Annotated in this window: 25 protein-coding genes; 19 read left to right on the top strand and 6 right to left on the bottom strand. The window is 60.4% G+C overall.

Annotation, left to right across the window (positions count from 1 at the left end):
- Positions 1-14 precede the first annotated feature (14 nt).
- From tssC to PKO50_RS10590, 3 genes are all read right to left on the bottom strand, one after another.
- Positions 15-1,517: a type VI secretion system contractile sheath large subunit gene (gene tssC / locus PKO50_RS10600; RefSeq protein WP_275629652.1), complete on the bottom strand. Its 1,503-nt coding sequence runs from the start codon at positions 1,515-1,517 to the stop codon at positions 15-17.
- A 14-nt stretch (positions 1,518-1,531) separates the two neighbouring features.
- The gene (tssB, locus tag PKO50_RS10595; RefSeq protein ID WP_089394256.1) at positions 1,532-2,068 is read right to left on the bottom strand and encodes a type VI secretion system contractile sheath small subunit; all 537 of its coding nucleotides are present in this window, start codon (positions 2,066-2,068) and stop codon (positions 1,532-1,534) included.
- 65 nt (positions 2,069-2,133) lie between these two features.
- On the bottom strand, positions 2,134-2,877 hold the full coding sequence (locus PKO50_RS10590; RefSeq protein ID WP_089394255.1) for a hypothetical protein: 744 nt from the start codon (positions 2,875-2,877) through the stop codon (positions 2,134-2,136).
- Positions 2,878-3,607: 730 nt separating this feature from the next.
- On the opposite strand from PKO50_RS10590, the gene PKO50_RS10585 reads away from it, so the two are divergent.
- The 19 genes from PKO50_RS10585 (at position 3,608) to PKO50_RS10500 (ending at position 19,991) form a co-directional block, all read left to right on the top strand.
- Entirely contained in the window at positions 3,608-4,618 is a 1,011-nt protein-coding gene (locus PKO50_RS10585) for a hypothetical protein (protein WP_109937032.1), read from the top strand.
- 29 nt (positions 4,619-4,647) lie between these two features.
- Positions 4,648-5,082, top strand: coding sequence for a hypothetical protein (locus tag PKO50_RS10580; protein WP_275629651.1), 435 nt, complete (start codon positions 4,648-4,650; stop codon positions 5,080-5,082).
- A gap of 95 nt (positions 5,083-5,177) precedes the next feature.
- Positions 5,178-5,357, top strand: coding sequence for a hypothetical protein (locus PKO50_RS10575; RefSeq protein WP_275629650.1), 180 nt, complete (start codon positions 5,178-5,180; stop codon positions 5,355-5,357).
- Between the two features lie 56 nt (positions 5,358-5,413).
- Positions 5,414-6,124, top strand: a complete 711-nt coding sequence (locus PKO50_RS10570; RefSeq protein WP_109937030.1) for a hypothetical protein — start codon at positions 5,414-5,416, stop codon at positions 6,122-6,124.
- 131 nt (positions 6,125-6,255) lie between these two features.
- A complete protein-coding gene (locus tag PKO50_RS10565; protein ID WP_275629649.1) occupies positions 6,256-6,594 on the top strand; it encodes a hypothetical protein in 339 nt (112 codons plus the stop codon).
- Positions 6,595-6,649: 55 nt separating this feature from the next.
- The gene (locus PKO50_RS10560; RefSeq protein ID WP_275629648.1) at positions 6,650-8,503 is read left to right on the top strand and encodes a type VI secretion system Vgr family protein; all 1,854 of its coding nucleotides are present in this window, start codon (positions 6,650-6,652) and stop codon (positions 8,501-8,503) included.
- A gap of 10 nt (positions 8,504-8,513) precedes the next feature.
- Complete coding sequence (locus PKO50_RS10555) at positions 8,514-9,083, top strand: DcrB-related protein (protein WP_275629647.1); 570 nt, start codon at positions 8,514-8,516, stop codon at positions 9,081-9,083.
- Positions 9,084-9,114: 31 nt separating this feature from the next.
- Positions 9,115-9,582: a DUF1795 domain-containing protein gene (locus tag PKO50_RS10550; protein ID WP_275629646.1), complete on the top strand. Its 468-nt coding sequence runs from the start codon at positions 9,115-9,117 to the stop codon at positions 9,580-9,582.
- A gap of 6 nt (positions 9,583-9,588) precedes the next feature.
- Positions 9,589-13,788 (top strand): RHS repeat-associated core domain-containing protein, encoded by a 4,200-nt coding sequence (locus PKO50_RS10545; RefSeq protein WP_275629645.1) that lies wholly within the window; start codon positions 9,589-9,591, stop codon positions 13,786-13,788.
- Positions 13,785-14,144 carry a hypothetical protein gene (locus PKO50_RS10540; protein ID WP_275629644.1) on the top strand — a complete coding sequence of 120 codons (360 nt, stop codon included), beginning with the start codon at positions 13,785-13,787 and terminating at the stop codon, positions 14,142-14,144. Before PKO50_RS10545 ends, PKO50_RS10540 begins: the two co-directional genes overlap by 4 nt.
- 196 nt (positions 14,145-14,340) lie before the next feature.
- A complete protein-coding gene (locus PKO50_RS10535) occupies positions 14,341-14,475 on the top strand; it encodes a hypothetical protein (RefSeq protein WP_275629643.1) in 135 nt (44 codons plus the stop codon).
- Positions 14,476-14,514: 39 nt separating this feature from the next.
- A complete protein-coding gene (locus tag PKO50_RS10530) occupies positions 14,515-14,946 on the top strand; it encodes a DUF2628 domain-containing protein (protein WP_275629642.1) in 432 nt (143 codons plus the stop codon).
- 167 nt (positions 14,947-15,113) lie between these two features.
- On the top strand, positions 15,114-15,668 hold the full coding sequence (locus PKO50_RS10525; RefSeq protein WP_275629641.1) for an SMI1/KNR4 family protein: 555 nt from the start codon (positions 15,114-15,116) through the stop codon (positions 15,666-15,668).
- 62 nt (positions 15,669-15,730) lie between these two features.
- On the top strand, positions 15,731-16,327 hold the full coding sequence (locus tag PKO50_RS10520; RefSeq protein WP_275629640.1) for a suppressor of fused domain protein: 597 nt from the start codon (positions 15,731-15,733) through the stop codon (positions 16,325-16,327).
- 238 nt (positions 16,328-16,565) lie between these two features.
- A complete protein-coding gene (locus tag PKO50_RS34090; protein ID WP_346770500.1) occupies positions 16,566-17,237 on the top strand; it encodes an RHS domain-containing protein in 672 nt (223 codons plus the stop codon).
- Positions 17,198-17,785: an RHS repeat-associated core domain-containing protein gene (locus PKO50_RS34085; RefSeq protein ID WP_346770499.1), complete on the top strand. Its 588-nt coding sequence runs from the start codon at positions 17,198-17,200 to the stop codon at positions 17,783-17,785. Before PKO50_RS34090 ends, PKO50_RS34085 begins: the two co-directional genes overlap by 40 nt.
- Before the next feature lie 3 nt (positions 17,786-17,788).
- The gene (locus PKO50_RS10510) at positions 17,789-18,331 is read left to right on the top strand and encodes a DUF1629 domain-containing protein (protein ID WP_275629639.1); all 543 of its coding nucleotides are present in this window, start codon (positions 17,789-17,791) and stop codon (positions 18,329-18,331) included.
- Between the two features lie 215 nt (positions 18,332-18,546).
- Positions 18,547-19,230: an SMI1/KNR4 family protein gene (locus PKO50_RS10505; RefSeq protein WP_275629638.1), complete on the top strand. Its 684-nt coding sequence runs from the start codon at positions 18,547-18,549 to the stop codon at positions 19,228-19,230.
- A gap of 41 nt (positions 19,231-19,271) precedes the next feature.
- On the top strand, positions 19,272-19,991 hold the full coding sequence (locus PKO50_RS10500) for a hypothetical protein (protein WP_275629637.1): 720 nt from the start codon (positions 19,272-19,274) through the stop codon (positions 19,989-19,991).
- 57 nt (positions 19,992-20,048) lie between these two features.
- On the opposite strand, the gene PKO50_RS10495 is transcribed toward PKO50_RS10500, so the two are convergent.
- From PKO50_RS10495 to PKO50_RS10485, 3 genes are all read right to left on the bottom strand, one after another.
- Entirely contained in the window at positions 20,049-20,591 is a 543-nt protein-coding gene (locus PKO50_RS10495; protein ID WP_275629636.1) for a flavin reductase family protein, read from the bottom strand.
- Positions 20,592-20,724: 133 nt separating this feature from the next.
- Complete coding sequence (locus PKO50_RS10490; RefSeq protein ID WP_256595830.1) at positions 20,725-21,354, bottom strand: hypothetical protein; 630 nt, start codon at positions 21,352-21,354, stop codon at positions 20,725-20,727.
- A complete protein-coding gene (locus tag PKO50_RS10485; RefSeq protein WP_109933381.1) occupies positions 21,314-22,030 on the bottom strand; it encodes an NAD(P)H-dependent oxidoreductase in 717 nt (238 codons plus the stop codon). The genes PKO50_RS10490 and PKO50_RS10485 overlap by 41 nt, the downstream gene beginning before the upstream one ends.
- Positions 22,031-22,056 lie beyond the last annotated feature (26 nt).

The raw sequence follows: 22,056 nt of genomic DNA, 5'->3' as shown, positions 1-22,056 counted from the left end.
GCAAGGGCTCGCGGTCAGCCGCGGGTGGACTGCGGCAGTTCGGCGACCAGGCGCAGCGACGCGGTCAGTTCGTCGAGCTGGTAGTGCGGGCGCAGGAAGGTCACCGCCTTGTACACCCCCGGCTTGCCCGGCACCTCGGCCACCTCGGCCTGGGCCTCGCGCAGCGGGAACTTGGCCTTGGCCTCCTGGCTGGCGGTGTCGTCCAGCAGCACGTAGCTGGCCAGCCAGTTGTTGAGGAAGGTTTCCACGTCCTTGCGCGAGGCAAAGCTGCCGATCTTGTCGCGCATGATCGCCTTCATGTAGTGGGCGATGCGCGAGGTGGCGAAGATGTACTGCAGTTGCGCCGACAGCCGCGCGTTGGCGTTGGCGATGTCGGTGTTGTACTGCTTCTGCTTCTGCGCCGACTGGGTGCCGAAGAAGGCCGCGTAGTCGGTGCCCTTGCAGTGCACCAGCGGGATGAAGCCGAGGTCCGACAGCTCCTTCTCGCGGCGGTCGGTGATGGCGATCTCGGTCGGGCACTTCAGGGCGATCTCGCCGTCGTCGGTGCGGAAGGTGTGGGTCGGCAGGCCTTCCACCAGGCCACCGCCCTCCACGCCACGGATGGCCACGCACCAGCCGTAGCGGGCGAAGGCGTCGGTGATGCGGGTGCCCAGGGCGTAGGCGGCGTTCATCCACAGGTACTTGTTGTGGTCTCGGCCGTCGACGTTCTCGACGAAGTTGAACTCCTCCACCGGCGCGGTATCCGGGCCGTAGGGCAAGCGCCCGAGCACGTGGGGCACGGTCAGGCCGACGTAGCGGGAATCCTCGGAGCTGCGGAAGGACTTCCACTTGGCGTACTCGACAGTATCGAAGATCTTCGCCAGGTCGCGCGGGCCGGCCATGTCGGTGAAGGCGTCCCAGCCGAACAGCTCCGGCGAGGCCGCCGAGATGAAGGGCGCGTGGGCCGCGGCGGCGACGTGGGAAGCCTCCTCCAGCAGGTACATGTCCTCGGGGCTGCGGGTGAACTCGTAGTCGCCCAGCAGCATGCCGAAGGGAGCGCCGCCGAAGGTGCCGTACTCTTCCTCGTAGACCTTCTTGAACAGCGCGCTCTGGTCGAACTCCGAGGCCGACTTGAAGTCGCGCACCAGGTCCTTCTTGGTGGCGTTGAGCATCTGGATCTTCAGGTGGGTGCCGGTCTCGGTCTGGTCCACCAGGTACTTCAGGCCGCGCCAGGAGGCTTCCAGCTGCTGGAACTCGCGGGCATGCATGATCTCGTTCATCTGCTCGGAGAGCATCGAGTCGATCTCGGCGATGCGCGCGTCGAGCACCGCGATCAGGTCCTTGCTGGGGGTCATCTCCCCTTCCAGCACCTGGGAGACCAGCTCGCCGATCAGGTCGCGGGTACGCGAGCGCTCGGACTCCGAGCGGGCCACGCGGCTTTCCGAGATGATGCTGTCGAGCAGCGAGGCCTGCGGTGCGAAGGCCTCGACGCCCTCGACGGCGGTGGCGCGCTGGGCCGCGGTTTGTTGGTCGGTCATGTTCGAACTCCTGGTCAGGCCTGTTTGCCGTCGTCGCTGGGCAGCGCGGCCTCGCGGCCGAATTCCTTGCCGAGGGTCTTGAGCTTCTCGGTGTTCTGCAGCACGTCCATGAGCAGTTCCTCGAGCTTGTCGTTGCCGCCCATCTTGTTGCGCAGGTCGGCCAGCTTGTTGCGCACTTCCAGCAGCTTGCGCAGCGGCTCCACCTGCTTGACCACGTTCTGCGGCTCGAAGTCTTCCAGGGCGTTGAAGTTCAGCTCGACGCCGAGCTGGGTGCCGTCCTTGGCCAGGGTGTTGTCCACCCGGTAGGTCAGGCGCGGGCGCACGCCCTTGAGCACGCTGTTGAAGTTGTCGCGGTCGATGAACACGAACTTGCGGTCCTTCAGCCTCGGCAGCGGTTCCAGCGGGTTGCCGGAGTAGTCGCCGAGCACGCCGACGACGAAGGGCAGTTCCTTCTTCTCGATGGCGTCGCCGATGTCCACGTCGTAGGTGATGTGCACACGCGGCGCGCGGACGCGGTCGAGCTTGTGCTGGGTGCTTTCCTTCTTCGCCATGGCTGATTCCTCTCCGAATCCTGTCGCTGTCACTACGGCCGGGCGGCGGTCGCCGGGCCTTTTCCTCACAAGCCTTCGACGGTCTGCAGCAGTCGTTGGCGGATGTCGTCCTGCATGCCGAGGATGTCTTCCCGGCTCACCAGTTCCTCGAAGGTGGCGTTGCCGGAAATCTCGGTGGCGCTGCGGATCACCGACTCGTCCGGCAGGCTCGAGCGCACCGGCGAGCTGATCACGCAGAACGGCAGGTCGCCGAACTCCTTCAGGCGCTCGAAGCTCACCGGGAAGCGCAGCCCCAGCAGCAGGCGGCCCAGGCCGCCGGACTTGCTGAAGCAGTAGAAGAGCACCAGGTAGTGGATGACGAACCGGTAGAGCTCGGCGTTGCTGCGGTTCGGGTCCTTGATGACCTTGCGGAAGCGCTCCAGCTCGAACGACTGGAAGCCCACCACCCAGCGCGTCGGGCTGGTCACCCGTACCGTGCGCCCGGCCAGCGGCAGGTCGTATTCCAGGGCGTACAGCTCGGGGGTGGTGTTGAGCAGGTTGAGAGGCACCTCCAGCTCGTGGATCAGGCTGAAGGGCGCGGCGGAACCGATACGGTCGTACAGTTCCTTGAATTCCTTGAAGTGGTGCTGGGTCTCGCGGCCGCTGCTGCGCGGCGCGCCCTGCAGGTATTCGCCGAACAGGTGCTGCGGCCGCACCAGCATGGCGAGGGTGGCCAGGTAGTCGGCGGCCTGCGAACGCAAGGCATCGGAAATCGCCCGGGTCTGCTTGCGCAGGCGGATCAACGCCTCGATGTCGAGTCCCTGGCTCATGCGAATGCCTTCCCGTCCCTGTTTCGCGGTGCCCTTGGCGGGCTGCCCGCTGATGCTCGTCTACGCAAAGCAGCCGCTCGAGAGCGGCTGTATCGATGGTGTGAAACCCGCCGGGGCTGCCCCGGGTGCCGTCACTGAGGGTGACGTTCCAGGGTGGAGCCGGGCGAATGACTACATGCGAATTATTCTTCGCAGCATCCCGGGAAGGCGGCAATGATGGCCACAAGACTCCCTTTTGACATCAATCGCCCTGCCACGACCAACGCCGCCAATGGCCAGAACCCTTGGAGAATGCGGGCTGCGCTGCAATAGTAATTTTCATGATAGTGATCCACTCCACACTTTCCCGCCATTGGAATGGATCATCGCTGATACACCGAATAGCGAATTTCCTACACGCATTTGCGAGATAAGCGGCGGAGGCGGAAGGAACTAACCGCTGTGCGGCCCGTCTTAGGTCATACCGCAAAACCCTTTCAGGACGGGCCTTACAGCCGAAAAGAAAGGGAAGCCGGCAAAGCAAAATGCCACTACCCACGGTTATCAGCTGCCGCTTGACAGTTCGTTTCGATCGGTTTTTCCTTCGCACCCCATGAGTGGGGAAAGCTTTCTGCAGGATGCGCAACATGAATTCATTTCATGAATACGAAACGGAATCCGGAATCCCACCTGGAATGCCCCGTCACCACCGCAACGACGCCCCCCTTCAGGGGCCCGCAGGTGGCCGCCCATGAGCGGGCTGTTCTACCCCTGCACCCGCGAAGACCCCATGGGCCTCGGGCCGCAGGGCCTGCTCGGCGAGGGCGAACTGCCGTGGCCGGAAGTGGTGGCGGCGCGGGCCATGCCCTCGCGGATCAACATCGGCGGGGAGTACGCCACCGATGACTACAGCGGTGCGATGTTCCTCGCCGGCGAACTGGCCTCCGCGGACAGCGACATGTCCGAGGAAGAGGCCGAGGAATCGCTGGCGTTGCTGGTATTCCTCTTCGGCAAGCTGAAGCAGGCCGGCAAGACCTCGGCGAAGGAAATGGAGGCGCTGCGCAAGCAGGCCGAGGCGATCCCCGTGGTGGGGCCGCTGTTGTTCTCGGCAAGCAACCTGCCGGGCACCGTGGCAAACGTCGCCGGCATGATGCACGCGGGCCTGAAGACCAAGCGCGTGGTCGACCTGCTGGACATCCCCGACAAGCTCAAGAAGGAACTGGCCACCTGGGCCAGCACACGCGGCCGCAGCGGCAGCCGTTCCGCGCGCAAGACCTTCCACCGGCGGATCAGGCTGGTCCATGTGGAGGGCAATCTCAAGTTCAGGATTCCGGCGACGGAAACGGCCAGGCTTTACCGCGTTGGAGGAGAGGTGGTTGGGGACCTGCTGCAAGTTCCGGCCTACGACACCTTGAAAGACCTGCGCAGCAGAACCTACATCGACGCCAAGGCCTATGGAACCCGCGGCTTCGGCAAAGTACTCAGCAGCAATGCGGTGGGTGCCGCCCTTAGCTTTGGCCCCCAGGCCTATATCGACGCGAGCAATTCACACAGCGTCGGCGAGTTCCTGGAAAAATCGGCGTACAGCCAGGTTGGTAACGTCGCCGCCTTCACCGCAGGCTTCGTAGTAGCCTCGCTGGTCGCAGGCCCGGCCGTCATCGTTATCGGTATATCGCTGATCGCAGGCGCCGGTGCGCAATTTACCGTCGAAAGATTCGGAGCCGATAAGGCTATAGGCGATTTCCTGACGGGAAAGAAGTAAAGGCTCACCTGAGGAGGCCCTGCTACAGCATGATCCTGACGACCCGATCCTACTTTTTCAAATCCACCTTTGCAGGACTACTTGCCAGCCTGCTTTTCCTTGGGTTCGTCGTCATCGGATACCCCATCCTGCTGCTGCCGTTCTGTGCCTACATGCTCATCCTGACCTGGATACGTTGCCGCTGCGTCTATGCCAGCGAAAGCTTTACCGACTATGCAGGGCTGTTCTTGTATTTCAACCTGAGCATCGCGCCCATGATCGCGGCCGGCGTAATCGCTGCCACTGTTCATGACCAGTGGCCTGCGACAACGGGAATCGCAGCCAGCCTCAGCCCCTTCCTGCTCATTGGCGCCGGTTACTTACTCTTGCGCTCACAACCGCCAAAGCCGGAAGTCTTCCGCATCAGGGCAGACCGGGTCGAGGTCACAAGAGTACCCCGCAAAGCTCCAAGTGGGCCGGCCTGATCGGCGGCTTCGCAGCGCTGGGCGGTGCCGCGCTGGCGAAGGGAGAGCACGCCGGCCTGCTGATCGCGGGCAGCGCAGTGCTGATCGGTCTCTACATGCTCTTCTACTACCGGCATGCCATCTCCGGATTACGCTGGCTCAAACAACAGGAACGCAGCGGCAAGCGCTATACCTTCGCGAACATCGAGGACATCCGGCAATGGCGGACCCAATCGTGGGCCGCGAATCTGTTCGTCTATCTGGGTAATGCCCTGGGTAGAGGCAAGGAGCGCTGAATGCCTATTCCTGCCTCATACCTTCTGCCGGCAATCACCGGGAGGCGGGCGCAGAGATGATCGCGTCAAGTACCCATTCGCTTTTCTCCGTTACACGGCAATGGCTACTGCTGCTGGTATTTCTGCTCGGCATGCTTTGCATGATCCAGCCGGTGCTGACGTGGCTGGCTGTAGCGGCATTCGCCCTCGCCTGCGGCTGGCGGGGATATCACGCCTACCAGAACGAAAGCTACAGCGCCTATTGCGCGCTGATGCTGTTCCAGGCCTTGTCCATGATGCCATCCTTCGCCTTGCTGCTGATGGTCCTGCTCGGTACCAAGCTCGGCTGGCCGCTACCCGTATGCCTGGCACTCGGTAGCCTGCCTGCGCTTCTGACGTTTGCGGTCTACCGGCTCGTTCGTGCAGGCATGGTGAAACAGACGCCCTATAAGATTCGCGGCAACCGAGTGTACCCGAGCGTGAAGGAACGCAAGGTCAACCTCGTCTGGCTGGGGGCTGGCCTCGGCATCACAAGCCTTCTGATGCCTCAAATCCGAGACGTGCTTGCCAGCCCCATAGTGATGCTAATTCTCACCTCCGCACTTTCCGTCGTCACCGTGATATCCATACGAGGCACGATCGCCGCGCTTCGGCAACTCAAGGAAACCGAGCGTCAGAACGGGTATCGCTATAGCTTTCCCAACCTGGAAGAAATCCAGGCGCTGCGTTCTCGTTCCTGGCCCGCCAGGACCTTCATCGCCTTCAGCAACAAACTGAAGGAGCGCTGAATGCCCATGGTCATTCCAACCTCTCCGAGCCAACCGCGTACGAACCTGCTGGCCGGCTTCACTCTCCAGGCCATCTTCGCAGGGGCTCTGGCGACCGCCATTCCCCCCTGCGGCTCTTGTACATCCTGGGCATGTCCCTCCTGCTCATCCGCCTGACGGCAGCAGCATTGGGGGCCACCATATTGCAACACCATACCGAACGCCTGGTGGGAGCTAGCGCAGCTGTGACCGGTACAGCGTCATGGGACGAGGGGAATTTTCCCTATGTCCTATTTCTGCTCTGCCTTGGCCTCGCGCTATACGCCACTTATCACTATCGCTGCGCCCTTTTCGACCTGAGAACGCTCTGCGCTCTCGAGCGGCGCGGGAAGACCAACTTCGTTTTGCCCAACCTCACGGAAATCCGCCAGTGGCGCGCCCGTTCGCCACTGGCCCGGCTGTTCGCCCGACTGGCGCCGCCACCCCATTGAAAGGATGCCGCCGCACCGTTCCCGGCGCGGCCCCAGTGTTACGCAGGAGAACGATATGCTGATGGATCTCGCCGCCCTCTTCATCCCGCAGAACCGGCGCCTGGTGAAACTGACCACGCCGCTGCAGTCCGCCCAGGAACTGCTGCTCGATCACTTCACAGGCGGCGAAGGGTTGTCCCGGCTGTTCAGCTTCAACATGGGGCTGATCAGCCAGGACGCCCATATCGAGCTGAAGTCGCTGATCGGCAAGCCGGCGCTGCTGGAGATCGAACTGGCCGACGGCGGCACGCGACCGATCCACGGCTATATCACGCGCTTCGCCAGCAACGGCAGCGACGGTGGCCTGGCCCATTATTCGGCGACCCTCAGCCCCTGGCTGTGGATGCTCGGCCGGCGCTTCGACTCGCGCATCTTCCAGGACCAGACCGTAGAGCAGGTGATCACCCAGGTGTTCTCCCCCTACGGCGCGCTGCCCAAGTTCGAGTTCCGCCTGAGCAAGGCGCTCAAGCCGCACAGCTACATCACCCAGTACCGCGAGAGCGACCTCAACTTCGTCCAGCGCCTGCTGGATAACGAAGGCCTGTTCTACTACTTCGAGCACACCAACGAGCAGCACACCCTGGTGGTGATGGACGACTCCACCCTGCTCAAACCGCTGCCGGCGCAGCCGCGGATCCGCTACCACAGCGCCGCGGTCACCGAGAGTGCCGACTCCATCACCGGCTGGAGCGGTCAGCGCCAGTTGCAGTCCGGCCGCGTGGCGATGCAGACCTTCGACTACAAGCAGCCGGGCAACCTGCTGCAGGTGGGCCTGGACAGCGTCAACCAGCAGGGCGACGTCGAGGCCTTCGAGATCTTCGACTTCCCCGGCCAGTACACCCACGGCACCCACGACGACGGCGAGGCGCTGGTGCGCAACCGCCTGGAGGCGCTGGAGGTGCAGGCCAAGCTGTTCTACGGCGCGAGCAACTGCCGCGGCATGAGCCCCGGATACACCTTCGAGCTGCTGCAGCACTACGACCATGACAACGATAGTGCCGACGACCGCCAGTTCCTCCTGCTCGGCGTGCAGCACGGCGGCAGCAACAACTACCTCACCGGCGATGAGGCGCACTACACCAACGAGTTCACCTGCATCCGCCGCAAGATCCCCTACCGCCCGACGCTCTCCGCCGAACGCCCGCGCATCTCCGGCCCGCAGACCGCCATCGTCGTCGGCCCGCCCGGCGAGGAGATCTTCACCGACAGCCTCGGCCGGGTGAAGCTGCAGTTCCACTGGGACCGCTACGGCCAGCGCGACGACAAGAGCTCCTGCTGGGTGCGGGTGGCCCAGGCCTGGGCCAGCGGCGGCTTCGGCAGCATCCAGATCCCGCGGGTGGGCGACGAGGTGGTGGTCTCCTTCCTCGACGGCAACCCGGACCGCCCGCTGGTCACTGGCAGCCTCTACAACAGCCAGAACATGCCGCCCTGGTCACTGCCGGAGAACAAGACGCAGAGCGGCTTCCTCACCCGCTCGACCAAGAGCGGCGCGGCCGCGGCCAACTTCATCCGCTTCGAGGACAAGCAGGGCGCCGAGCAGGTGATCATCCACGCCGAGCGCTTCATGGACACCGAGGTGGAGCTGGACGAGACCCACAGCGTCGGCAACAACCGCAGCATCACCGTGGGCGGCACCCATACCGAGACCATCAAGAAGGACACCCTGGTCAACGTCCAGGAAGGCGCCTACACCCTGGTGGTCGGCCAGCAGCACATCCAGATCGAGGCCAAGACCCACATCATCCTGCGCGTGGGCAACAGCAGCATCACCCTCACACCCGAGGCCATCGAGATCCAGGCCGACGCCATCCATACCCTGAGCAAGGGCGAGACCTTCGTCGAAGGCCAGCCGGTACGGATCAACAAGTGAGGGCACGCCCATGAGAAGCAGCAGCATCTACGACCGCCTGGCGCAGCGCCGGCAAACACCGGAGCCCGCGCCGGAACAGCCGCCCCAGGCTCCCGAGGCCGCACCGCCCTGCCCTGCTCCGGCCGCCGGGCCGCTGCGTGAAGGCGCCAACGGCGTGACCCTCGCCGGCTTGCTGGTGGCCTTGCCCGAGGCCTATGGAGTGCGCGGCATCGAGGTGACCCTGGAGCGCAACAGCCGGCCGCTGGCCCTGGGCCTGAAGAAGCGCCCCGCCCCGGAACAGCTCGGCCTCGACCAGGCCATGGACAGCCTGTTGGCCAGCCTGGAGAAGCGCCATGCCGACCTGCGCATCGTGCGCCGCGCTCCCCGCCAGCTCGCCGGCCACCCTGCGCAGCAGGTCGACTACCTCTACCGCGACGGCCAGCAGGCGCGCCATGGCCGCGTGGTCGGCGCGCTGCTGCCGCTGGCCGGCGGCCCGCGCCAGTGGCTGAGCCTGTCCACCGTGCTCGATCCGAACCAGGCCGAACTGGCCGAGTGGCTGATCGACTTCGACGCCATGCTCGACGAACTGCGCCTGGCCTGACCTCCTCACCGTTTCACGACAGGAACACCCCATGGATTACCAACTCCAGGAAGGACAGATCACCCTCCCCGAAGGCTACCAGGACCGCAGCGTGAACATGTTCGTGCTCGGCAACAGCGTGCCGGCGCCATTGAGCATCACCGTCTCGCGCGACAACCTGCTGCCCGGCGAAACCCTCAAGCCCTACGTCGAACGCCAGGTCAAGCTGATCGGCGCCAAGCTGCGCGGTTACACCCTGCTCGGCAAGAAACCGGCCAGCCTGGGCGAGCCGGCGCTCGAAGGCATCCAGGTGGACGCCTACTACCTCAACGACGGCCGCCCGCTGTACCAGCGCCAGGCCGCCTTCGAGATCGAGCCGGGCCGTGCTCTGGTGTTCTCCACCACCAGCCAGGGCGACTTCAGCACCTCGCAGAGCCAGGCCTGGCTCGACCTGCTGGCCAGCTTCCGCCTACGCCAGGCGCCCACCCTCCCGGAAGACGCCGCCGGCGACACGGAGTGAGCCGCCATGTACGAAGCCGCTCGCCTGCATGACGAGATAGCCCATACCAGCGCGCTGGCGGGCTTTCTCATCGGCGCCGCGCTGGGGATAGCGCTGGTCGCCACGGTGGCCATCGCCACCTTCACCTGTGGATTCGGCGTGGCCCTCCTGGCCGGTATTCTCGCAGGCGTCGGAGGTAGCCTGCTCACCGCCGCCGGCGAAGCCATAGGGCGGATGTTCATCTCGCCAGCGGGGATGATCGACAAGGGCTCGCCCAACGTCTACATCAACCAGCGCAACGCCGCCCACGTCGAACGCAGCACAGCCATCTGCGACAAGCACCCGCCGCTGATCCAGGTGGCCGAAGGCTCCAGCAACGTCTTCATCAACGACGTCGCCGCCGCGCGCAAGGGCGACAAGCTCACCTGCGGCGCCAAGATCGATGGCGGTTCCTCCGACGTCTTCATCGGCGGCGGCACCGTGCAGTACCTGCCGGTGGACGACGAAGTCCCCGGCTGGCTGCGCACCACCGTGGACATCCTCATGGCCGTGGCTGGCGCCGCCGGCGGCATCGCCCAGCTGATCAAGGCCGGCACCCAGGCCGGAATGAAGGCGATCATGCCCTGCGTGCTGAAATTCACCGCCGGCTTCGTCGCCGGCGAAGTGGCCAGCCGCTACGTCCTCGGTCCGGCGATCAACCGCGCGGTGGGCGGCCTGTTCGGCAACCCGGTGGACGCCACCACCGGGCGCAAGCTGCTCACCGAGGCGGGGGAAACCGACTTCAGCCTGCCCGGGCTGATGCCCATCCAGTGGTCGCGCTTCTACGCCAGCGACCTGGACGTGGACAGCGTGCTCGGCCGCGGCTGGGTGCTGCCCTGGGACCAGAGCCTGCGCCAGGCCGGCGAGTTCGTCTACCTGAGCGACAACCAGGGCCGCAGCGTGCCCTTCGTCGCCCTGGAACCGGGCGAGCGGGTGTTCGCCGCCAACGAGCAGGTCTACCTGGTGCGCAGCCAGGGCGGCCACTACCTGCTGCAGAGCCTCGACAACCAGTTCTTCTACTTCGGCGAACTGCCCGCGGACGGCAGCCCCGCCCCGCTGCAACGCCTCGAGAACGCCCTGGGCCACTACCTGCACTTCAACCGCGGCGCCGATGGCCGCCTGCTGGACATCACCGCCAGCGGCGGGCTGCGCCTGCACCTGCACTACGACCATCCGCTGCAGCGCCTCACCGAGGTGGTGCGGGTGGTCGGCGACCAGGCGGTGGAAAGCCTGGTGCGCTACCGCTACGACGCGCAGGGCCAGCTCAGCGAGGTGCACAACCGCAACGGCGACACCAGCCGCCGCTTCGCCTACCAGGACGGCCTGATGGTGCGCCACGAGAACGCCCTGGGGCTGCGCTGCGAATACCGCTGGGAAAACCTCGGCGGACGTCCACGGGTGGTCGAGCACTGGACCAGCGACGGCGAGCACTACCACTTCCACTACGACCTCCAGGCCCGCGTCACCACGGTCAGCGACGCCCTGCAGCGCGAGGCGCGCATCCACTACAACGCCGACCACCGGGTGGTGGCCAGCCGCGACTTCGGCGGCGAGGAATACCGCATCGAGCTGGACGACGCCGGCAACATGACCGGCCTGCAACTGCCCGACGGCAACCGCGTGCAGCTCAAGTACGACGAGTACTCGCGCCTGGTCGAGGAAATCGACCCGCTGGGCCGCAGCATCCGCTACCGGCACCACCTCGCCACAAACCTCGTGAGCGAAGTGGCCTACCCCGACGGCAGCACCTGGAAGGCCCGCTACGACGCCCGGGGCAGCCTCATCGAGGAAACCGACGCCGAAGGCCACAACACCGAATACTTCAACGGCGAGGACGGCTTGCCGCACACCATCGTCGACGCCCTGCGCAAGCGCAAGCACCTGTGGTGGAACGGCCTGGCCCAGGTGGAGCGCTACCAGGACTGCTCCGGCCAGCAGACCCGCTACGCATACGACGACCGCCAGCACCTGGTGGCCATCACCGATGCCCTCGGCCAGACCACCCGCCTGCAGCGCAAGCCCAACGGCGAAGTGCTGGCCATCGAGCACGCCGACGGCAGCCGCGAGGCCTTCAGCTACAACGCCCTCGGCCAACTGCTCGGGCACACCGACGGCAAGGGCCAGAGCACCCGCCTGATCCGCACCGCCCGCGGCCTGCCGCAAAGCCGCCAGGACGCCAAGGGGCAGATCGTCCGCTACGAATACGACCGCGCCCTGCGCCTGGCCGCGCTGGTCAACGAGAACGGCGCGGCCTATCGCTTCGCCTACGACACCAGCGACCGCCTGGTGGAAGAGCAGCGCATCGACAACCTCACCCGCCGGTTCCGCTACAACGCCGGCGGCCACCTGGTGGAAGTCGAGGAAACCGGCTACGGCCAGCAGGGCGAACGCCCCACGCGATGCACCCGGTTCGAACGCGACGCTATCGGCCGGCTGCTGGCCAAGCTCACCGACGACGCCCGCTACGACTACCAGTACGACGCCGGCGACCGCCTGCAAGGCATCGACCGCCTGCCCAGCGAACAGGGCAAACGCCAGGGCCTGCAGGCCGAACGCCTGGCCTTCGCCTACGACGCCAACGGCCGCCTGCTCGGCGAAAGCACCCCGCTGGGCGAACTGGGCTACCAGTACGACGCCCTGGGCAACCTGCTCAGCCTGCAACTGCCGGACGGCCGCCACCTCAACCACCTGTACTACGGCAGCGGCCACCTGCACCAACTCAACCTCGACGGCCGCGTCATCAGCGACTTCGAGCGCGACGACCTGCACCGCGAAGTGCTGCGCACCCAGGGCCGCCTGACCAGCCGCTTCGGCTACGACGCCCTGGGCCGCAAGGCCTGGCAGTTCGCCTCGGGGCTGCCGGCGGAGAAACTCTCCAGCCTGCACAACCCGGGCATCGTCCCCGCCGACCTGCTGCTGCACCGCGACAACCCGATCCAGCGCCGCTACCAGTACGACGCCGCCGGCGAGCTGGTGCGCACCCAGGACAAACTGCGCGGCGACACCCAGTACGCCTACGAGGCCAACGGCCAACTGCTCGGCCGCAGCGCCCCGGACCTGGCCAGCCGCGAACGCTTCGTCTACGACGCCGCCGCCAACCTGGTCAACCCCGAGGGCGACAGCCACCACGGCCAGATCCGGGACAACCGCCTGCGCACCTGGCAAGACCAGCGCTACGACTACGACCCCTGGGGCAACATGGTGGTGCGCAAACGCGGCGCCCACCTGGAACAGCACTTCGAATACGACTGCGAAAACCGCCTGACCCGCGCCCGCACCTACCGCGACGGCAACCTGCTCAGCGAAGGCCGCTACCACTACGACAGCCTGGGGCGCCGGGTGGCCAAGGCCGTGGAACACGACGGCACGACGAAAAGCACCGGGTTCCTCTGGCAAGGCCTGCGCCTGCTCCAGGAACACCGGGCCAACGGCGACAGCCTGTACCTCTACGAACCCGACAGCTACGCCCCCCTGGCCCGCGTCGACCGGGAAGGCGACGAAGAGCGCGCCTACTACTTCCACACCGACCAGATCGGCACGCCGCTGGACGTCACCGACGAGGACGGCAAGCCAGTATGGCAGGCCACCTACAAGGCCTGGGGGGAAGTGGAACGCTATGCGGCAGAAGAGATCGAGCAGAACCTGAGGTTCCAGGGGCAGTACTTCGATACGGAGACGGGGCTGCACTACAACACCTTCCGCTATTACGATCCGGTGGTGGGGCGGTTTGTGGGGCAGGATCCGATTGGGTTGTTAGGCGGGCAGAATCTCTACCTTTACGGCCCGAATACATTAGGTTGGTATGATCCATGGGGCTGGTGTAGGGAAATGGGGGTATCCTCCTCTGGACATCACGTACCAGCCGTTCGAAAGTCTGTTGGAAGACCGTTTGCAGTTAGTAGATCAGACAAAACGCGTCCAACACTATTCCCCCGAGGCAGTAATCCAGAACACGATCACTGGCGTATGCATGATGCCGAGCGGTCTGTGATCGGCCCACGGCAAGGCGCGTTTCCAGGTACCGATGATGAGCTATTTGCCGCATACCGTGAAGCATATAAAGACCTTAATGACATAAGAGTTGATGTACGCTCTCCAAACGGGACGTATATCCTTGGCGAGGATGTGACACCAGTTCAAGCTGTAGATTTAATAGACAACTGGCTAAAAGAGGTAGGCTTACGATGACAACAGCAGATGAAGTATTTCAAAAAATAAAAAGCGACAATTTCTTGCATGAGATATTTTCGCAAAATACCAACTGGGAATCCATGCTCGATGCGAGAGACTCTTCTGAATTCGATACTCTATGGAGCGCAGCATATAAAATCATCCAAGAGGACGGGAGACCAGAAACCTTAAAAGCCAAAGAAGCAAGAGAGATATCTTTCAAAAGAATATTTCAACTAACCGGAAACTCTGAACTAGCGGGATACGCATCTGACGATTTAGGGCTAGTAATTGACGCCCTAGAAAAAAAACTGGATATAGATTTTATAAATAAGTTATGGGGTATCTACACCTCGGGTGGATTCCCCCACTGACCCAATGCCTCATAGCCTACAACAATCAGCTCTTAATAAATTAGAGGTTTATTCTATCACAATAAGATGTCCTCACTGCTCCACCTCCATCAGCCCCTTCTCCCCCGCCATCATGGGCCCGTCCAAGCCCGGCGGGACAAGGGAATGCAAACAGTGCAACAACAAGTTCAGCATCACCGCTGACAAGAAGGTCGCCGTGATTGCCGCCGTAGCCACGGCAGTAGTCGGTTTCTTCGTGCTGCGCCCCATTCCAACCGTAGGGCCAGCCCTCTGGGGTTTCACCACGGTACTGGTGACCTTCCTCGCCGCGGCGCGGCTGAAGAAGGCCTGAGCCATCGCCCACACACGGATAACCACGACAGGAGGTCCCATGGAAAGCATCCCGCAAACCCAACCCAATCAAGGCAACCTCAAGCCGAAATGGCAGGAACGCTTCGCCTTCTATGACCAGCACGGCGGCCCGCGCAGCGAAACCTACAAGCAGGCCCTGCGCGCCCTGCCCTTCGGCAAGCGCATCCTGATCAACGCCAGCATCCTGGCCTTCTTTTTCGGCCCCATCTACTGGTTCGTCCTCGGCTTGTGGAAAAAGAACCTGATGATGCTCGCCATCATCTTCGCGGTGGGCATCCTGGAGGGTTTGTTCGAGATACTGACCGGCATCGAGATTCCCCGCGCGCTGGATAACGGCATCGGCATGGGCTTCGCCGCCTGCTACGCCGTCATCACCAACTACGCCTACTACCTCAAGCAGGTCAAAGGCCAGCAAGGCTGGAATCCCTTTGAAGGCCAGCGGATGCTATAGCCAAGCCTCAGTTTGCTCTCTAATAATTCGCTGAAGATGATAACGGCCTTGGTATAGCCAAGGCCGTGTTGCTTTACAGCTTACTAAAAATACCAAACACAGGAGTGGGCCATGATCAATATAGGAAGACTAGAAACCGAGGCCACTTGCTAAACCAAGGAATTACAATGTCTGCTCTTAAATTTTACAAATCCGGACCAAGCATAAGCCTACCTGACATCGAACTATTAGAGAAAATAGTCAACCATTCATTACCCGAGGACTTCAAGCAATTTTACCTAACCCATAATGGCGGAATACCAGATAGAGACTGGTGGGATAGCGACGACAATTACGACCCCGTACGAGTTAAGCGCTTCAAGATTATTGCCAGAACCAACGAGGCCTATAGCAATGACACTAAATATCTAGATGCACTCTATACCACAATGACGAAAAAAGTCGTCCCTGAAACCCTTCTCCCCTTTGCAATAGATGATGGAGGGAACTTCTTTTGCTTAGATTTAACCGAAAACAACATATGCCTCTATGCAATCGACTCATTCGACAATAACATCAGCCCAGAGTCAAACCATGCCAATGCCTATCGGTGGCTGACCGGTTCATTTGAAAACTTTATCAACAACCTTAAACATGAATCAGAAATTTATATACAACTTAAAATCAGCCCTCTAAATATTTACCAAGAGAATGTTAACATTACAACCAGAAGTCTTCTCTAGGGCTCCCCTAATAGAAGCCATGCTGCAGAATTACCATCCGACGACTATTACGGACCTTAAACATGTTACGTCCTTACCCTTCAGACCAAAGAAAATCAGTAGCCAAACACACCATCGGTGTATTTTCTGGCAAGACCGAGATTCAAGCATACTTCAACGAGAACGAGTCTCTTTCCATTGACATACTAACAGCCGAGAACACCATTGAAGATGGCATAGTGTCCATTGGAACAATAGGTCTATCTGAGATTGACTTCAAGTACTCGGATGGTTCACCGTTCCCTACTCGAGTAGAACTGTGTGCCGCGACAGAAACAACCAACACCCCATGGAAAAATGCTCTAACAACTGCAGCATTCATACTAATAAACAGAAAAAGAGAGATCTTACCTGGAGATATTCTAGAGAACGCACTTAAAGAATATTACCCCAACACTGACCTACCTCATTTTTATCTCACCTATCCGTTTATATGGAATGAAGGACACTTTCCACAGCTTAACTATGAGAGCCTCAAAATAAATTGGCTACAATGTATTGCTATTCATGAAGACGAGAAAAACTTTATCTATGAGAACTCCGCGAAAGAGTTTGAAGATTTATTATTAGAAAAAGAAGCGAACATTTTCGACTCAGAACGAAAGTCTGTTTTAAAGTAGCCAATACAATTTACCAACGAATCTATGAAATACGAGTGGTCGGCAACCAAGTGGGGAAAGCTTAGCGCACAACTTCGGCTACGACGCCCTGGGCCGCAAGGCCTGGCAGTTCGCCTCGGGGCTGCCGGCGGAGAAACTCTCCAGCCTGCACAACCCGGGCATCGTCCCCGCCGACCTGCTGCTGCACCGCGACAACCCGATCCAGCGCCGCTACCAGTACGACGCCGCCGGCGAACTGGTGCGCACCCAGGACAAGCTGCGCGGCGACACCCAGTACGCCTACGAGGCCAACGGCCAACTGCTCGGCCGCAGCGCCCCGGACCTGGCCAGCCGCGAACGCTTCGTCTACGACGCCGCCGCCAACCTGGTCAACCCCGAGGGCGACAGCCACCACGGCCAGATCCGCGACAACCGCCTGCGCACCTGGCAAGACCAGCGCTACGACTACGACCCCTGGGGCAACATGGTGGTGCGCAAGCGCGGCGCCCACCTGGAACAGCACTTCGAATACGACTGCGAAAACCGCCTGATCCGCGCCCGCACCTACCGCGACGGCAACCTGCTCAGCGAAGGCCGCTACCACTACGACAGCCTGGGCCGCCGGGTGGCCAAGGCCGTGGAACACGACGGCACGACGAAAAGCACCGGGTTCCTCTGGCAAGGCCTGCGCCTGCTCCAGGAACGCCGGGCCAACGGCGACAGCCTGTACCTCTACGAACCCGACAGCTACGCCCCCCTGGCCCGCGTCGACCGGGAAGGCGACGCCGAACGCACCTACTACTTCCACACCGACCAGATCGGCACGCCGCTGGACGTCACCGACGAGGACGGCAAGCCGGTATGGCAGGCCACCTACAAGGCCTGGGGGAAGTGGAAGGCTATGCGGCAGAAGAGATCGAGCAGAACCTGAGGTTCCAGGGGCAGTACTTCGACGCGGAGACGGGGCTGCACTACAACACCTTCCGCTATTACGATCCGGCGGTGGGGCGGTTTGTGGGGCAGGATCCGATTGGGTTGTTAGGCGGGCAGAATCTATACTCCTACAGTCCCAATACATTAGGCTGGATTGACCCATTAGGGTGGTGCTCAAAAGCCTTAGGAAAGAATCTCGAAGCAGGCGGAATAACTAGGCCAGTAAACACTGCAGCGCACCATATTGTCGGGGACACTGCAAAACTGGCTGCGCCAGCTCGAGATATTCTCAAAAAGCATGGGATCCATGTAGATGACGCAGTAAATGGTGTATTTCTTCCAAACAGAAACAATACAGACCTAAGCATTCCCGGAATCTTACACAACGGAAAGCACCCAAATAGTTACTTCGAAACAGTGAACGAAATAATAACAAACGCAGATAGAATGGGTGGAAAGGAAGGCGTCACAAAGGCGCTCAACAATATTCGTCAAAAACTTTTAAGCGCATCCAGAGACTCCAACTGGAAAGATATATTTGGATAAACCATGAAATACTACTCCATAACCCAAAGCAGCAAATACAAAACGCTCATAGACGAAGACTTGGACCTAAAGCTATATCACGCTTCCAGCGAATATGCATTCGGGGAGAACGCAAGCACACTAACATCAAAAACCTTCAACTTAGCTTACAATACTGACGACAAGAAAAAGGAAGACAGGTCTGATATATTCACCTACTTCAGACCAACGCTTATCGTTACCTCAAAAGCTCTTGAAGTGATAAGTTCAATAGTTCCCGACTCGTTCATAAAAATAAAAATCAACTCTCCTAATACTGACCATCACGGCATAGTAATAACATCAGCAATCCACGACGCCCTAGACAAAGAGCAAGCAGAGTTTGACGAATACCCTCAAGGCCTTGTTGTATACAAGTATGCATTGAAGGAATCAAAAATACCAAATCTCCAAATTTTTAGACTAAAGGAAAGCCCTTTGTCGATATTTGTATCTGAAAACTTTGTTCATTTAGCAAAAAAACAAAAACTAGTAGGAGTAGATTTCAAAGAAATCCCGACAAATTAATCGACCCCAAGCTTAACCTTACTGATAGCTCAATAAAATGAAAAGGAAGTCAAACTAATGAAATGCCCTCACTGCTCCACCTCCATCACCCCTTCTCCCCCGCCATCATGGGCCCGTCCAAGCCCGGCGGGGCAAGGGAATGCAAACAGTGCAAAAAATAGTCAAGGCCACTTTGCTTTACGGCTTACTAGAAACACCAAACACAGGAGTGGGCCATGATAAACACAGGCAAACTAGAAGCTGAACTGAGCCATAGCTTCCCAAAATCAAGAATATTCATGTCGCCAGAAAAAGTTCCTGCGAGTCACTCATACCCTGCCGAGTGGAAAGGTTTCGGCGTAACACATGCATACTCTCCGTGGATACCTGCGAAGTGGGAAAGATTCAAGGATCACCTCCCATGGACCTTCAACCTATTGAAAAAAGGCCTTATAGGAACAGCCTTGCTTTCAGACGACGAGCCTAAACTCATCTATATATTCAGAGACACTGATGGATTTTATTTTTATTTAGGAGCACCTCCAATCTCAAACAATAGGCCTCAAAAAGCCAAAACCCAGGAACTACCTGAAGATATTAAGTATTTCTATCTAAACCTGCATAACGGATTCACTTTCTATCCTTCCCAATCCATGGGCCCTCTCCCTATTGAGCTACAGGTCAACATATCGGACCTTTACGATGGAGACAGCCCAAGCTTTATTTCAAAGTTAACAGGTCTACTTCACAATGGTGCAGGCGACTATCTTTGCATAAACCTTCAAAAAAAGAGTGGGCATGCTTCGATCTGGTGGCATGAGGCGCCTGACAAAATAGAAAGCGGATTCAATTTTTGGAAAGTAATGGATACTTGGATTTCTGTATTTCTAGAAGACACCATCATTCAACGAGAACTGTAGCCTCCAAACATAATCGAATACCTCCTGACGGAAGAGAAAGGATGCTCACACCCGACCCGAACCGATTCTTCAGGCAATTGCTTTCCGGCTTGCTCTGCTGGGTGCTGATAGGTGGCGCAGCCGTCGGCCTGATGCCGATGCTTCTGCTGCCCTACCTGCTGATTTGCATGTGGGCCTTCGTGCGTTTTCTGCGAGTATCTTGCGTCAGCGAGCGTTTCCTCGATTTTGCCAGTACCGCACTCATCAACTGGCTCGCAGTCTGCCCGATGCTGGGCCTGGTAATGGGGATCGCGGCTTTTCAGCGCCTGGGTGGACAACCGCAGTTGCAGGCACTCGGTATGGCCCTCGTCCCCAGTGGGCTGACGATAGCGGCCTACTGGCTGGTAGGGCTCCGCCGCAAGTTCACTTCACCGTTTCAGGTCCGTCACGAACAGGTCAGCTACTCCGAAGACGACGACAAAAGCCTTGGTGCTTGGACCGGCGGTATCGCAGCCGCGCTTTCCGCCACGGTGATGGCAATGCTAGGCGAACCCGCTGACAAGGCCCATGTCGCGCTCTGGCTCTATGGATTCTTCGCAGTCACCTCCCTGTACTACGTGTACTACCTGCGCAATGCCATTCCTGCGCTCAAATCACTGGCCAGCCAGGAACGCAGTCGCGTCAAACCATTCATCTTCGAGAACCTGCCGCAGATTCGCGCGTGGCGCCAGCGCTTCTGGCTGGCCAGGTTGATCGCCTGGCTATCACGGACACTCGGCTAGGAAAGATTCGGACTCGATGCCAAGCCCCATGGCTCTGCCGTAGCCACACCCAACCACCTAGACACCAGGCGGCAACTTCGAGCGCATCGCCTTGCGCCGGTCCAGCATCTCGCCATCCACCACGAAGGTGCCATCACCGACAGCATGCAGGATACGACGCTCCTCGCGCCTGGAATCGACATAGGCGGCGATGCCGTCGAGTACCACTATGTTGTGCCGCTCGATCACGTCGACCACCCGGCACTCGATGTTCGCCAGGCACTCGCCAATCAGCGGCGCGCCGACATGCCTAGCTGGCAGGGCGGTCAGCCCGAAGCGGGCGAACTTGTCGGTGTCGGCGCCGGAGCAGGTGCCTATGCCGACCACGGTGTCGAGCAGGTCCACGGAGGGAATGGCGATGACGCACTCGCGGGTCTTCTCCAGGGCGGTGTAGGAGTAGTTCCAGGGCCCGGTGGTAAGGGCGAAGCGTGGAGTGAAGTCGACCACCATGGTCCAGGACAGGGTCATGATGTTGCGCTGGCCGTCGTCGCAAGTGGTGACCAATACCAGCGGGCCGGGCTCCAGGAGGGTGAAGGCCTTCTCCAGCTTCAGCGCTTTCATGGCGAGGGTTCCTCGTTGCGTGCTACGGCGAGGGATGGAGACCACTGGTGGTGTGGCCTTTCTTCCCCCCTCCCAGGGGCGTGGGAAGTAATAGCGTAGGCGTTTTCCCCGAGCCACGTCACTGGACTCGCATTCAGCTTGCGGATACCTGCCTGGCACCCTGTCCGGGCCTGGAAGTGGAACCTTCATGCTTCAGGAAAAAACCTTCCGCGCAGGCACGCATTTCCGAATGTCGGCCGGCCAGCGCCAGCCGCATCATTTCAACTTGAAGTTCTTCCTGCTCCACCATGAAATCCAGAAATGCCACGGTCTCGGCCGGCCCCGACTGCCGCAGGTCGCGCAGCCGATCGACATAGGCGATGGTCTTTCCGTGAACGAACTTCACCAGCCCAACCATCAGGCACCGGGGTACCGACGAAACGATCCAGGCCTTCAGCTTCGTCGGTAATCCCGGGGTGGGGTCCAGCCCCCAGCGCAGCGCCGCGGCTTCGTATCGACGAGCATTCAGGATTTCCAGGTCCCAATAGGCCTGCCAGAACATATGCCAATCACTTCCCCTGCAACGCGCCGCCATCCGCCTTACGGTTATCAGCGCGAACGAGCGATTGGCGAGTTCCTGGCGGAACCCCTCGATGAATTCCTTTGAGGGCATGAGGTTCTCCAACTTGAATTCGACAGGTATTTTCAAACCCTGAAAATGGCCAGCCCGCAAAGCGGGCGGCTCAGCAGCCCCGTTCCTCCCCCAGGGGACGAAGCGACTCATCGAAGTCGTCCAGCCTTGGGAACTTCAGCGCCTCGCGCTGCTCGAGGGTAACGAGGTGCCGGGCGTACTCATTCAAGTACTCCCGGCGCTCCGCCGCGCTTATGTATGGGACGTGATAGGCAATGAATGGCGGCAGGACCTCGAGCCCGACATAGGCGAGCATTCCCTGGTGGATGGGGCGCAGCAGGGCTTCCATCTCGCCATGCACGGCGCCTTTGCCGAACATATGGCGCTGCCCGCCCAGGCTGAAGGCGAGCATCGCCCTCTTTCCCTTCAAGCCGCCTCGGTCGTAGATCCGCCGCCCGCCATAGCAGAACCCGGACACAAAGACCCGGTCGATCCACCCCTTCATGATGGCGGGCATGCCGAACCAGTAGAGGGGGAAGTTGAAGATGATCAGGTCGGCCCACTTTATCTTTTCGAGCTCCACCTGGATGTCCGCCGCCAACATGCCGTTGTTGTGGTTGTGCCGTTGCTCCAGCGCATAGACCAGATATTCGCCATTGGCTCGATGTCCGAAATCCTCGGCGGTGGCAACCGGGTTGAACTTCTGGGCATAAAGATCGGAAACGACCACTTCGTGCCCCTGCTCGCCCAACACCATGACCGCGAGGTTTTTCAGCGCGGCGTTGAAAGAGGCCGGCTCGTTGTGGGCATGTACTATCAAGACTTTCATTGCTTTCCAGACTTCCGTTTTTGACA

Source organism: Pseudomonas sp. 273 (assembly GCF_029201425.1).
GTDB lineage: Bacteria > Pseudomonadota > Gammaproteobacteria > Pseudomonadales > Pseudomonadaceae > Pseudomonas > Pseudomonas delhiensis.
The sequence above is the reverse complement of the archived record's forward strand: the minus strand, read 5'-3'. Positions and strand labels throughout refer to the sequence as shown.